The sequence below is a fragment of the Vibrio sp. 10N.247.311.49 genome (assembly GCF_041467655.1).
GTDB classification, from domain to species: domain Bacteria; phylum Pseudomonadota; class Gammaproteobacteria; order Enterobacterales; family Vibrionaceae; genus Vibrio; species Vibrio crassostreae_C.
In genome coordinates this window covers 39,836-53,433 of the sequence record NZ_JBFSVA010000024.1, presented here as the reverse complement: position 1 = coordinate 53,433, position 13,598 = coordinate 39,836, and the positions used below count along the sequence as shown (strand labels likewise).

The following is a 13,598-nucleotide window of genomic DNA, read 5'->3' as shown; positions in this document are numbered from 1 at the left end:
ACCTAAAGCTCAACCACTAGGCTCATGCCCATACGCAGTGTTTCGCTCGTATCGACAGGGTGCGCTTCTACTTCAAAAGTACGTAAATCGAAGCCTTGTGCTGCGTCTGTTGAGCGCCAAGTTGCGAAATCACCCATTACGGCGATGTGAGTTACTTGGAAAGTTAATGATTTATCCAGAGCCGGTAGGTACGCCTCAAACTGGCTGCCTTTCTCGAAATGCTTAAGCATGTCTTCACGAACATTGAGCACAGCCCAAGCATCCTTGGTGTCGATAACAGTCACAACAGGGAAGCCTTGTGGTGCAAGTTCTCCACTGCTCAATAGAACCTGAGAGACTTCGCCATTAAACCAGCTGTGGATCTGTGTGTCTTTTGCGTAAGCTTCAACTTCCGCTACCGCACCCGCTGCCATTAACGCTTTTTGAGCGGCGGCCACTTTGGTTTCGTCACGCGCACCTTCTTGCGCTAATTGATACATTTGGAATGCAGCGCTTTCGGTGTACTTCGCCGCTTGCCACTGTGTTTTGGCTTCATCACGCTTCTGCTCGGCAACCACACCATCGTTGTAAAGGTTGTTTACACGTTGGTAGGTTTTGTCCATCAGATCGGCAGCTGCTTTGGCTTTCAACCATTGGTCTTTAGCCGCTTGGATCTGTTGAGTACGCGCGCCATTCTCTGCTTCTTGTGCTAATGCACCAGCGGCTTTCTGACCAGCTTTTGCTTGCTCTAGCTTCGCATCAATCTCAGGGCTTAGTAGAGAGAAGATCAATTCGCCTTTTTCAACCGAATCGCCTTTGCGCACGAATATTTCATCAATTCTGCCAGGTACTTTCGATGAGATGCTGTATTGCTGCACATCGATTTGACCTTGAAGCTTAACCGGCTGAGGTTGATAAGCTTGATAGAAACTGTATCCGACCCAGCCAATAACGCCGATACCAACTAAAGATAGAAGAAGGGGCTTAATAGGTTTCATGAATTATCCTTTTGACTGGCTAACGGTGTCTGTTTTTGAGTCGAAATCAGACGGAACAGAGGAGGTTAAGTAACTGGAGTAAGCATTCATTTCGCTGGTTAGCGCTAACAGCTTGTTGAGAGAGATTAGGTATTTGAAGCGAGCAGCAGATTGCTGGGTTTTAATGCTCGCAAGATAAAGCTCGGCATCAACCACTTCTAATGAGTTAGATAACCCTTGTGTGAAGGCTTTTTTACGAAGTAATAGGTTTTCCTGAGCTAAAGACAAGCTCGAGTTTAGGCCTTGAACCTCTTCAATGGCTTGGTTTGCTTCAAGGTAAGTCTTTTGTACCAACACGGTTAAGTCTTGCTTAGCTTGTGACTTAAGGAATTGAACCTGTGATACGGCACTGTGAGCCGCAGCGACTTTGTCGGAACGGCCAGAGGTATCAAGCAGTGGCACATTCACACCAATGCCAACCAACCAATCGGGTTTCATTTCACTGGCTAGAGAGTCATCTTCATACAGGCTGTAATCACCATAAAGGTAAACCTCTGGGTAGTATTTACCTTTCTCGGCTTTAATTAAGCTGCTTGCTTGTTTCTCTTTTGCATCAAGAATCTTAAGGCCGGGGTAGGTCATGAGTGTCTGGTCAATGAACACGTCCATATGAGGCAGGTTCTTATTGATAAACAGTTGTTCAGAGGGTTCTACACTTTCATTTTGACCAAGGATTTGGGTCAACGCCAATTGCGCAATTTTAAGATCGTTCTGAGCTTTCGTGCGCTCTACAATCGCTTTATCTAAAGAAGCATCGGCTTGTAGGCGTTCTACTCGGGCGATTTGTCCTTGCTGTTCAAGCTTGATGGCGAAATCACGATGCTGAGTTAAGCCTGCTTCAACGGCTTGACGCGTTCTCACCACGTCTTCCGCTAAGATCACCGAGAAGTAATACTTACTTAAGTCTTCGTAGCGAGCTTGTTTCTCCATCAACAGTTGGCTTTGCACTTCTTCGCTTTTACCTTCAGCCGCATTTTGCGCAGCGGTTATTCGACCACCAGTGAAGATAGGCCACACAGCACGAATGGAAGAGCTAAAGATGTCTTGTTCGGTAATCGTTGAGGTAACGCCACCAACTAGAGGACGCAAAATCGCGGATATAGCAGGGTTTACTCCACTCAAGCTATCTGAAAACTGTTCACCATTAATCGTCATATCACTATCAAGGTGCGTGTAGTTAGCCCCTAAGGTAATAGAAGGAAGATTGAGGCTACTTGTTGAGTTCTGAAGGTGTTGATAACGTTCAACGTTGGCTTGTTGAGCCGCAAGAGAGTTGTTGTTTTCTTGCAATATTTGCCACGCTTCAGAAAAAGTGAGCGGAGCTGCATAGCCTGGCGAAGCCATAGTGCCGAGAAGCATACTGGCGATCGCAAGGTATCGGAATTTTGGTTTGGTCATCTGCATTAAATACCAATTAGAGTATTAACTCTAATGTTAACAGGGCGATAGTCATTTGTCTTGAATAGATTGTCTCATATGAATAGAAATTCTCATAACTCGTTAATCAAGTGTAAATAAGATTGAGTGACGTGAATATCAAAGATAAATGAAACTTAAAAAGCACGCATAAGCATGCTCTTTAAGTTCAGTATAGAAGTGTTTTTACAAAATGAAGTGGCTTATTTAAAGCTAGGACAATGGTGATCGGCGCGCCATACCAATTGTCTTGAACCTTGCATTGTTTGTAATAAATCTCTACCTGACATTTGCGGGAATGCTAACAATACCTTGAGATCGAGTGGGGAGGTGCCATCTTTCTCATAGGCTCTTACGTGAGTAAAAGTCGATTGTAAGTGTTTGAACAGCATAGTCTTAGTAAGACAAATTCCAAAGTTATCGCGTTTCATTGCCTTGTTTCCTTTTCAACAATGTTTATACGTTATGTTTGTTATCCTGTTTCTATTGGACGTTGCCACTGGCCACTGATCGATACTTCCTGCTCATCAATGTTTTATTATTGGGTGATGCTTTTATCAGTCACCTCTTCGTTGTCTGGCTAGCCGAGTTTGAAATAGCGATGGATGAATAGGGGAGAATACTTAATCCGTTTGTTCATCATTCGTAACGGCGAGCGTGCAACTTTTAGTTATAGATACGTCCAGCGAGCGAAGGGTTGTTGCTATTTTGTTAATCGAAGTTTCGATTCAAAGCGCGGTCTGAAAATCATGACCTATGGCTTAGCAACAATAAACTTCTTCATATGCAACCATTATAATTGTATTTATTTTAAACAACCTAAAAAACACCTAAAAGCTTAGTGATCTAGCTCAATATTTATTCGTTTATTTTGGTTTTTAAGCTAATCAGTCCTAAAAATGAACGATTAATCGAGATGAACAACGTAAAGGATTATCAATTAACAATCTGCTCAATTATTTAGTTGAGTAGCAGTCACAAATTCACGCCCCTAGAAAGGTCATGCGATTAACTTGGTGTTAACATTGATCGTCTAACACTAGGGACGGTGGAATATGAAATGGAGCAGTATCAGTTTCCGTAAAAGGTTACTGATTATCATGACGGTCACTGGCCTCGTTGAACTTTTGATTCTTGCAGCTGCTGGTTTTTACTACATCAAACAATCTCAAGAACAAGAGATGGGTTTGAAAGCGTTAGGTGTTGCTGAATTTCTATCTGAATCGCCGCTTGTCACCAGTATTATTCAAGAAAATGGGACGTTGGACCCTAATGGCGTTCCCTACGTTCTGTCTGAAGAAACCCAAGTTAAATTTCGTAACCTTACTCAGCTCATTGGCGCGGCGTTTATCGTTGTGGGAGATGATAAAGGTATCCGCCTGATTCACCCTTATGATGACAGGCTCGGTAAACCCATGCGTGGTGGCGATAACCAAAAAGCATTGGTATTGGGCGAGTCTTATGTGTCGACAGCCAAAGGATCGCTGGGTTTTTCAGTTCGTGGTAAATCCGCGGTAAAAGACCCCCAAGGTACCGTTATTGGCGTGGTGTCAGTTGGTTACTTATTGGATTCTTTGCAAGATCGAATCGAACCTTACTTAGCCTTTTTGATTGTGATGGCGTTGCTGGTGGTTGCGGTAAACGCTTTGATTTCGAGTTATGTATCTCGTCGTTTTCAGCGCGCTATTTTAGGCTTTGAGCCTGAAGAGATAGGCCGACTGTATGTTGAGCTAGATGTAACCATGAGTACCGTGAAAGAGGGCATTCTGAGCATCGATAAGCACGGCATTTTACGTTCAATTAATAAAAGTGCCTGCGATATTTTATCGATAGACAGGGATAAAGCACTCAATCAACAGCGCCTTTCTGATGTATTGCTAGGCAGTGATTTAGAACAACTGCTATCAACCGGCGACACCGACCACGATGTTGAGTTGTATTTAAACAATAAGCGAATTATTGCCAACCGTAGCCCCATTATAGTGGCAGGTGAAGTGGTCGGAGCGGTATCGAGTTTCCGATTACGAGATGAAATTAACGATTTAACAGACCAGCTCTCACAAACCAAAGAATATGCAGATCTACTGCGTTCACAAACCCATGAGCATCAAAACAAGCTCAACACCATCAGTGGCTTGATTCAGATGGGCGAGCTGGATTCAGTCCAGCAATTGATTGGTCAAGAAACCGCGCACTATCAAAGCTTGATCGAGTTTTTACGTGAAACCGTTAAAGACCCGCTCATCGCAGGTATGCTCCTTGGGAAAACGGAGCGCGCGCGAGAAATTGGTTTAGAGCTTAAAGTTGAAGAAGGCTCAAGGCTTGAAGCTCTGCCTAGCTGGTTAAACGCGGATGACGTTGTCACAATCCTTGGCAACCTGATTGATAACGCCTTTGATGCCACCATGACGGCGATTAAGCAAGAGGGTCAAATTGCACCAGCGCGTCGGGTTATTGAAGTTTCAATCAGTGATTTTGGTAATGAAATTATCGTAGAAGTAGAAGACAAAGGGTGCGGTTTGCCGAAAGAGTTGGCAACCAAAGCACTTACCGAAAAAGGCGTATCGAGCAAAGCGAAGCAAAATCGTGGTGTGGGTTTGTATCTGATAAAGCAGCTGGCAGACCGATATCAAGGGCAGCTTGAAATGGTCGACAACCACGATTTTGGCACGCGAATGACGGTTTATCTGCCAAAAGAAGAACAATAATAATTAAGCACGAATCGATCTTGCGAAGATCATCGTGACGGAAAAAGCATGTTTAAAGGAAGAACATAAATGAACGCAATCACGAGAGTCATGGTCATTGAAGATGATATTGCGATTGCAGAGCTACACCATCGTTATTTAGAACAGATGGGTGGCTTTGACGTGGTCGGTATTGCCACCACACAGTCTGAAGCGCTGATGCAACTGGACATCTTAAAACCGGATTTGGTGTTATTGGATGTGTATCTACCGGACGGGTGTGGGCTCGATATTCTTAATCACGTAAGAGGGAGCAATCAAGGCTGCGACGTTATCTTGATTACTGCTGCTCGAGATGTGGATACGCTGCAGCAGGCAATGCGCGGTGGAGTGGTCGATTATCTATTGAAACCAGTAATGTTCCCTCGTTTGGAAGCGGCGCTGAAAAAGTATCAATCTCAACAGCAAGAGTTTGAAAGTGTGTCGGATTTGAATCAAGGTTTGGTTGATAAGATGCTGCAAGCCAATGCCAAAGCGGACTCTGGAAAAGTATCCACCTTACCCAAAGGCATTGATGGCGTAACGTTGGATAAGATCAGAGCCATTTTTCAACAAGCTGATGCCGTTAATATTACCGCCGATGAAGCCGGAGAACGAATTGGTGCTAGCCGAACCACCGCTAGACGCTATTTAGAATTTTTGATTACCACTGGTGAGTTAGTCGCAGACTTAAATTACGGTACCGTGGGGCGTCCGGAGCGCTGCTACAACAAAGCGCAAAGATAAACACGACACCATCAAAATAAATATAAAGCCAGTTGAATAAGCTGGTTTTACCTTTTTCTCCCTTTCCTATTGCTCACTCCACCGACCAGATACCGTTCTTTCTTGACTACACTGTTTGAGAATGCCGATTTGCTTCTCCCTCGGGTCAAATGAACGGAACTATCGATTAGAATTTGTTCGAAATGAGTCAATATTTAATCGATTGCTTTCACAGTGGTTGATGTAAATCAAATAGTCATAGACAATACTGTCCCGAATAGAGGTGATAGCTTTCACCCTCGTTTACCAAACGCATTCTCAAATTTAATAGGCGCTTACTATTGATGTAATAGTTAAGACCTATTATCTATTTTCGTATGTCGCTGATACCTTTGGCGAATACTAAAAACCTTGTTTTTATAGGAAAGATGATGGTAATACCTGAAAACAGCAGCATCGTTATTTTTGGTGCGTCGGGAGATCTAACTTACCGCAAGTTAATTCCTGCTCTATACCACCTGTATGCTAGCAATCAACTACCAGAATCCTTTGCGATTCTTGGAGTGAGCCGTACTGAGTACAGCGATGAGTCTTACCGTGAGAAGCTGAAGAAGTCTCTTCAGGAAATGGAAAAAACTGAACCAGAGACGCTGAATGCATTTATTGAACATCTGCATTACCAAGCGATCAATACTTCAGATGTAGACGACTATGCTCGTTTAGCACAACGTCTAGACAAGCTTGAGCAAGACTACCAATTCGAAAACCATAACACATTGTTCTACTTGGCAACCCCGCCAAGCCTATACGGTGTGATTCCAGCAAACCTTGCTGCGCATGGCCTTAACGATGAATCGAACGGCTGGCGTCGTCTGATCATCGAAAAACCATTTGGTTACGACTTAGCATCAGCTCAAGCGTTGGATGAAGAGATCCATCATCACTTCCAAGAACACCAGATCTACCGTATCGACCATTACCTTGGTAAAGAGACGGTTCAAAACCTTCTAGTGCTTCGTTTCTCAAACGCGATGTTTGAACCACTGTGGAACCGTAACTTCATTGAATACGTTGAAATCACAGGTGCTGAGTTCCTTGGCGTTGAAGAGCGTGGCGGATACTACGACGGTTCTGGCGCAGTTCGCGACATGTTCCAAAACCACCTGCTGCAAGTGCTAGCGATGGTAGGTATGGAGCCGCCTGCACAAATTAACGCTGATTCTATTCGTGATGAAGTGGTTAAAGTGCTTCAGTGTCTGAAACCACTAGAAGAAGATGATCTGCGTAAAGACTTAGTATTAGGTCAGTACACAGCATCAGATGTTCGTGGTCAGCACCTACTAGGTTACCGTGAAGAGCATGGTGTAGCGGATGATTCTCGTACCGAGACTTACATCGGCTTGAAAGCTCACATCAATAACTGGCGTTGGAATGGTGTTCCTTTCTACGTACGTACAGGTAAACGCTTACCAACACGTGTGACTGAAATCGTGATTCACTTTAAGAACACGCCACACCCAGTATTTGGTCAAGATGCACCAGAGAACAAGCTGATTATCCGCATCCAACCGGATGAAGGTATTCAGATGAGCTTTGGTTTGAAAGAGCCAGGCGCAGGCTTCAAAGCAAAAGAAGTGAAAATGAACTTCTCTTACTCTGACTTGCCTGAAACTCAGATGCTGACGGCTTATGAGCGTCTTCTTCTTGATGCACTGAACGGTGATGCGACTCTGTTTGCACGTACCGATGCGGTAGAAGCATGTTGGAAGTACGTTCAACCAATCTTAGACTTCAAGCAAGATCCTCAAGCACTGTTTGGCTATGCTTGTGGTACTTGGGGCCCACAGGAAGCAGATGAACTTCTGCAACGTGATGGCCGCGCATGGCGTTTCCCATGCAAAAACTTAACAGACACGGATTACTGCGAACTATGATCAATCACAAGATCTTTGCAACGCCTGAACTGGTTGTTGAAAACCTAGCAAATGAAATGAAAGCATACAGCGAGCAGGGCAAACCTGTTCATATTTCACTGTCTGGTGGCAGCACGCCAAAAATGCTTTTCAAACTTTTAGCACAGGCGCCATACGCGGAAGGTATTCAATGGAATAACCTTCACTTCTGGTGGGGCGACGAACGTTGCGTTGTACCAGACGACGCTGAAAGCAATTTCGGTGAAGCAAACGCGCTCTTATTTTCAAAACTAAAAGAGTTTACTCAAGTAAACCTTCCTGCTGAAAACATCCACCGCATCCGTGGTGAAGATGAACCAAAAGCAGAAGCAGAGCGTTTCGCAAAAGAGATGGCTGACGTAATCCCAACAGAAAACGGCACGCCTGTATTCGATTGGATTCTGCTTGGTGTTGGCGCAGACGGCCACACAGCTTCACTATTCCCAGGTGCAACCAACTACCAAGATGAGAACCTATCTGTATTAGCTTCTCACCCTGAGTCTGGTCAAATCCGTGTTTCTAAAACAGCGAAAGTTTTAGAAGCAGCAAAACGAATCAGCTACCTAGTACTGGGTGCAGGTAAAGTTGAGATCGTTAAAGAAATTCATACAACTCCTGCTTCAGAACTGCCTTACCCGGCAGCGAAAATCCAGTCTAAAACTGGCGAAACAGAGTGGTTCCTAGATTCAAATGCAGCAAGTGCTATCGCATAAGTGCGAATAGCCGCAAGGAGATAAAATAATGAAAGGTGATATCGGTGTAATTGGCCTAGCAGTAATGGGTCAGAACCTTATCCTAAACATGAACGACCACGGCTTCAAAGTTGTGGCTCATAACCGTACTGCTGCTAAAGTAGACGAGTTCCTAGAAGGCCCAGCTAAAGGTACTAACATTGTTGGTGCTTACTCTCTAGAAGAGCTAGTTGAGAAGCTAGAAGCGCCACGTAAAGTGATGCTTATGGTTCGTGCTGGTGACGTTGTAGACACGTTCATCGAAAACCTAATCCCACTTCTAGACGAAGGCGACATCATCATTGATGGTGGTAACACTAACTACCCAGACACTAACCGTCGTGTAGCGCATTGTCGTGAGAAAGGCATCCACTTCATCGGTACTGGTGTATCTGGTGGTGAAGAAGGTGCTCGTTTCGGTCCTTCAATCATGCCAGGTGGTGCGGCTGAAGCTTGGGAAGCGGTTAAGCCAATCTTCCAAGGTATCTCGGCAAAAACTGACGCTGGTGAGCCTTGCTGTGACTGGGTTGGTAACGACGGTGCTGGTCACTTCGTTAAGATGGTACACAACGGCATCGAATACGGTGACATGCAGCTTATCACTGAAGCATACCAGTTCATGAAAGATGGCCTAGGTATGTCTGCTGACGAGATGCAAGCAGTATTCGCTGACTGGAACAAGACTGAGCTAGACAGCTACCTAGTTGAAATCACTGCTGACATCCTTGGCTACAAAGATGAAGACGGTGAAGCGCTAGTTGAGAAGATCCTAGACACTGCAGGCCAAAAAGGTACGGGTAAGTGGACTGGTATCAACGCACTAGACCTAGGTATCCCACTAACACTGATCTCTGAGTCTGTATTCTCTCGTTGCCTGTCTGCTCTTAAAGACCAACGTGTTGAAGCTGAAGCTTTGTTTGAGAAGACAATCACTCCAGTTGAAGGCGACAAGCAAGAGTGGGTTGATGCACTACGTCAAGCTCTACTGGCTTCTAAGATCATCTCTTACGCTCAAGGTTTCATGCTAATGCGTGAAGCGTCGAACGAAAACGGCTGGGACCTAAACTACGGTAACGTAGCGCTAATGTGGCGTGGTGGTTGTATCATCCGTTCTGCATTCCTAGGCAACATACGTGATGCGTACGAAGCAAACCCAGACATCGCGTTCCTAGGTTCTGACGAGTACTTCAAAAACATCCTACAAGGCAGCCTAGTGGCATGGCGTAAAGTAGCAGCGAAATCTCTAGAGTCTGGTATCCCAATGCCATGTACGATTTCTGCGCTATCTTTCCTAGACGGTTACACAACTGCACGTCTACCAGCGAACCTGCTTCAAGCTCAACGTGACTACTTCGGTGCTCACACTTACGAGCGTACTGACCGTCCACGTGGTGAATTCTTCCACACAAACTGGACTGGTACAGGCGGCGATACTGCTTCTACAACTTACGACGTATAATCGTTAGTTAGAATCAGTTAAGAACCTTGTTGTTCTTATTAGCTGTAAACTAGAAAACAAAAGGATGCCAACTGGCATCCTTTTTTGTTGGTTCTGCAAGAGAGTCACAGACAGCAAATTCAATACAACCCGTTAAGCGAGTGCAGCTTGTGGACTTTGCATATCACTGTATTGCTCTCGTATCGACATGAAGTAATCAAGGTTTTGCTTCAGCGCAGAGACGCACTCTGGATCAAACATCAACCCTGTATGCGCTTCAATGTAGTCCATTACCTTAGATGCTGACCATGCGTGTTTGTAAGCTCGTTTACTCAGTAAAGCATCGAACACATCCGCTAGCGTTACAATTCTTGCCTCCAGTGGAATCGCTTCTCCAACGAGCGCATCTGGCAACCCTGAGCCATCAAACCGTTCATGATGGTGACGTACAATATTCTGGATGAACTGAACTTCTTCGCTACACATTGAGCTGTGGTGGGAAAGGGCAACCACGTCATCAATCATCTCTTCGCCATATATCGTGTGATTGTTCATGATGTTTCTTTCTTCTTCCGAAAAACGCTCAGTACTGAAGAGCACTTTGTCTGGGATTCGGTACTTCCCTATGTCGTGAAACGGGGCATACAAGCGAATGCGGTGAACGAATTGGTGGGTGATCTCATTGTTACTGTGCGAAAGCGTACGTGCGAGCTGTTCGCTGTATTTTCTCATGCGAATCAGATGCTCTTTGGTTTCAGGATCGCGTGCGTGCCCCATGTTTAGGGCGATGGCTAATGAGGACTGAAAATGTCTCTGGCGTTCGAAGAGTTGCACAAACAGGTTCGAAATCGCTTGGGTGAGGTAGGCGATGTCGCTTTGTATTGTCTGCTTAGCAAAAAAGTCAGTGCATGAGGCGTTGATGAAAACGAACCCAAGGTTACTCTCTTGGTAGTGGATTGGAGTGGTATAGCTACTTTGGTGACCAAGCTCGAGTAGATGAGAGATTTGTTTAGTCGGATTCATCAAAGAGAGGTCATCAACAATTCTTGTTTCCAATGATTCAGCCAGACGACTCAACGCAGAGTTGGGTTTGATCTCCTGTTCGATGTAATGATGCTTGGCGTTTTGGCACAGTGAATCCGATACAAAATAATTCGATGCTTTATTTTCACTGCACAGCACCACGGATAGCCGAGATAATATGGGGTAGTGTTCACGAGCTAGCTGGAAGAGATCATCGACTATGGCGACGATGTCTTTGTCTTGGGCCGCTGCTCTACTGAAATGGGAGTAGTCAAACATGTGGCAAGCCAACCTTTAATTATAATTATGCCACTGTTTAATCGGGTTTTTTACCGTTTCGATATTCAATAAAACCATAGCACTGTGTTATTGAAATGTAATACTGCGTACTGAAAAACTTTAATTTCATCACTAAATATATGGTTTTTGCATACGGTTACCGTAGGTTTTGTTAAGTTGAACCAGTTTCATAACGTTTGGGGTGAAGGTTTGTTTGCAGAATGTACTTAGTCTGTATAGCGAGCTAAGGTAGGGTGTTAAGTGACCAATTCGAAATTAATTTCAAAGATAAATAGGATAACGAGTATGCTTTATGCCATCATAAAGGCATAAATAAGGGCAATGGATGTAATGCCCAAGTGATTGAGCTAGAAATGGTCAGTGATGACGGTGTTCTAGAGTAAATTCAAGGCCTTTAGTTGCCTTGAAAAAGGTAATGTTATGACTGAAGAAGAAAGAATCGAACTGCAACAAAATAACCCGCTACACGGCTTAAAGCTTGAAACCATGATCACTGAATTAGTGGATCATTATGGTTGGGAAATTTTAGATGCGGCAATGCGTATGAACTGCTTTAACACTAAGCCTACAGTGGCAAGCGCAGTTAAATACCTGAAGAAAACCGAATGGGCTCGTGAGAAGGTTGAAAACTTCTACCTTTACCGTTTCAAGCGCATGCCTAAAGCATCGGACATCGAATACCAGATGCCTCCGCGTTCACGTACATTCCGCCATGGGCTAGAGCCTCGTGAGCCGATGGAACTAACGGTTGAGTCTATCCATGCCTCTCAAGCTAAAGCTGCGTCTGCATTTAAAGAGCGCCGTGGCGGTAACGGTCGTAATTTCCGTCGTTAACAAGAAGACATCGCTAGAAAGAACCGTCGTTAATTAGGCGTCGGCGATTAGCACGGCTAATTAGATAAGCGAAAAACACAAAAGGAGCCTATGAGCTCCTTTTTTAATTCGTTCGATTTAAACCGTAAATGGCTAAGCTTCGCGGTTCTTTCTTTGATTCTTCCAAAGATCGGTGACATAAACGATTGCACTGATAAGTAAGAATAGCGCTGACACAGAAAACAGAGCGGGCATTTTTAGGATCCACGCGAATGTGGCAGCAAGAAAAGCGACAAAGCAAATGAGTCGACTTGATGACATGACATGACCGAGTTTAATGTTCATAACGCCTCCTAATGAAGTCTCACTTTCGACAGGAGAAGTATCCCACCCTTGGAAAAATAAAGGCTAAAAAACAGTCTAAATTGTTATCAAATTTGCTAATTGAAGGACTCGTCTCACACATTTTGGCTTGGCTATTTTATAAGTAATAAAATAGCCAAATCGGTATGAGCAGGGTGGAGTCTTTTGGCTTTATCTTTTCAGTTGCAAGTCTTATTAAACCGAACGTCTAATTAGCATAGAAAAAGTAAGCGGTGATCAAAAAGCTCGCGATGATCACTGTGGTTCGAACATAGTGTTGAGGGATGCGGCGAGAGATTTTTGCTGAATAATAACCACCAACCAATGTACCCAATAATACAGCCATGCCAGACGGCCAATCAATCGAACCATTGACGATAAAAAACACGATCGCTGCGAGGGAAGCACACGCGGACACGAGCAGTTTGATGCCATTCATCACGTTGATGTTGGTGTAACCAGCCAGCGCCAAATAGCTCAATGTCACAATGCCCAAACCTGCATTAAAATACCCACCGTAGATACAGACAATCAAAAGTAATAAAGCGGAAAAGAATGCGCCTGCGCTAGTGGCGTGCTTATGTTTTGCTGTAGCTTGTTTAAGCCATTTATTGAGCGTGCCGCCAAACGTGAAAAGCAGAGCAGCATACAGCAACAGCCAAGGGACAGATTGAGTGAACAGAGCTTCTGGTGTGTGCAGCAGTAAAAATGCCCCGATACCACCGCCAATCACACATAAAGCTATAGTCAGTTTTAGCTGCTTAGTACCAGATTGAATTTCGTGGCGCAGAGCGTAGGCTCCGCTAATGTATCCAGCACACGAAGCAAAGGTATTGGTCGCGTTGGCTGCTATTGGTGGAACGCCAGCAAATAACAAAGCAGGGAAAGTGATGAAGCTGCCGCCACCCGCAATGGAGTTAAGCACACCGCCAACCACCCCTGATAAGAATAGAATCAACCAATCCATAGTTTTAGAATCCAATACGTTAACTAACTGGTTACCTTACTTGAATTTGTTATGAATATCAGCGCCATGTGTGTTGTAAAGATAGGTTTGTGAGTTTGCTACCATCTTTAACCGCTGGTTTTAATTG

The 13,598-nt window shown here is 44.4% G+C and carries 12 protein-coding genes; 6 read left to right on the top strand and 6 right to left on the bottom strand.

Annotated elements, in window-relative coordinates; translation table 11 throughout:
• Positions 1–2 precede the first annotated feature (2 nt).
• The 3 genes from AB6E54_RS18840 to AB6E54_RS18830 form a co-directional block, all read right to left on the bottom strand.
• The gene (locus AB6E54_RS18840; RefSeq protein ID WP_017070946.1) at positions 3–977 is read right to left on the bottom strand and encodes an HlyD family secretion protein; all 975 of its coding nucleotides are present in this window, start codon (positions 975–977) and stop codon (positions 3–5) included.
• Between the two features lie 3 nt (positions 978–980).
• Complete coding sequence (locus AB6E54_RS18835) at positions 981–2,420, bottom strand: TolC family protein (protein WP_372106586.1); 1,440 nt, start codon at positions 2,418–2,420, stop codon at positions 981–983.
• A 215-nt stretch (positions 2,421–2,635) separates the two neighbouring features.
• Positions 2,636–2,863, bottom strand: coding sequence for a hypothetical protein (locus AB6E54_RS18830; RefSeq protein ID WP_009846577.1), 228 nt, complete (start codon positions 2,861–2,863; stop codon positions 2,636–2,638).
• Between the two features lie 669 nt (positions 2,864–3,532).
• On the opposite strand from AB6E54_RS18830, the gene AB6E54_RS18825 reads away from it, so the two are divergent.
• The 5 genes from AB6E54_RS18825 to gnd all read left to right on the top strand — a co-directional run bounded on the left by AB6E54_RS18825 (position 3,533) and on the right by gnd (position 10,026).
• The gene (locus AB6E54_RS18825; RefSeq protein ID WP_372106600.1) at positions 3,533–5,140 is read left to right on the top strand and encodes an ATP-binding protein; all 1,608 of its coding nucleotides are present in this window, start codon (positions 3,533–3,535) and stop codon (positions 5,138–5,140) included.
• A gap of 69 nt (positions 5,141–5,209) precedes the next feature.
• Positions 5,210–5,905, top strand: coding sequence for a response regulator (locus AB6E54_RS18820; protein ID WP_017063807.1), 696 nt, complete (start codon positions 5,210–5,212; stop codon positions 5,903–5,905).
• Positions 5,906–6,315: 410 nt separating this feature from the next.
• Entirely contained in the window at positions 6,316–7,818 is a 1,503-nt protein-coding gene (gene zwf, locus AB6E54_RS18815; RefSeq protein WP_017059714.1) for a glucose-6-phosphate dehydrogenase, read from the top strand.
• Positions 7,815–8,549: a 6-phosphogluconolactonase gene (gene pgl, locus AB6E54_RS18810; RefSeq protein ID WP_017066266.1), complete on the top strand. Its 735-nt coding sequence runs from the start codon at positions 7,815–7,817 to the stop codon at positions 8,547–8,549. Before zwf ends, pgl begins: the two co-directional genes overlap by 4 nt.
• A gap of 28 nt (positions 8,550–8,577) precedes the next feature.
• A complete protein-coding gene (gene gnd, locus AB6E54_RS18805; RefSeq protein ID WP_017059712.1) occupies positions 8,578–10,026 on the top strand; it encodes a decarboxylating NADP(+)-dependent phosphogluconate dehydrogenase in 1,449 nt (482 codons plus the stop codon).
• 132 nt (positions 10,027–10,158) lie between these two features.
• Here gnd and AB6E54_RS18800 read toward each other — a convergent pair whose 3' ends face one another.
• Positions 10,159–11,319, bottom strand: coding sequence for an HD-GYP domain-containing protein (locus tag AB6E54_RS18800; RefSeq protein ID WP_372106584.1), 1,161 nt, complete (start codon positions 11,317–11,319; stop codon positions 10,159–10,161).
• A 429-nt stretch (positions 11,320–11,748) separates the two neighbouring features.
• On the opposite strand from AB6E54_RS18800, the gene AB6E54_RS18795 reads away from it, so the two are divergent.
• Positions 11,749–12,162 (top strand): VF530 family DNA-binding protein, encoded by a 414-nt coding sequence (locus tag AB6E54_RS18795; protein WP_010438513.1) that lies wholly within the window; start codon positions 11,749–11,751, stop codon positions 12,160–12,162.
• Between the two features lie 132 nt (positions 12,163–12,294).
• Here AB6E54_RS18795 and AB6E54_RS18790 read toward each other — a convergent pair whose 3' ends face one another.
• The gene (locus tag AB6E54_RS18790) at positions 12,295–12,486 is read right to left on the bottom strand and encodes a hypothetical protein (RefSeq protein ID WP_017066914.1); all 192 of its coding nucleotides are present in this window, start codon (positions 12,484–12,486) and stop codon (positions 12,295–12,297) included.
• A gap of 226 nt (positions 12,487–12,712) precedes the next feature.
• Complete coding sequence (locus tag AB6E54_RS18785; RefSeq protein WP_372106582.1) at positions 12,713–13,471, bottom strand: sulfite exporter TauE/SafE family protein; 759 nt, start codon at positions 13,469–13,471, stop codon at positions 12,713–12,715.
• Positions 13,472–13,598: the final 127 nt, after the last annotated feature.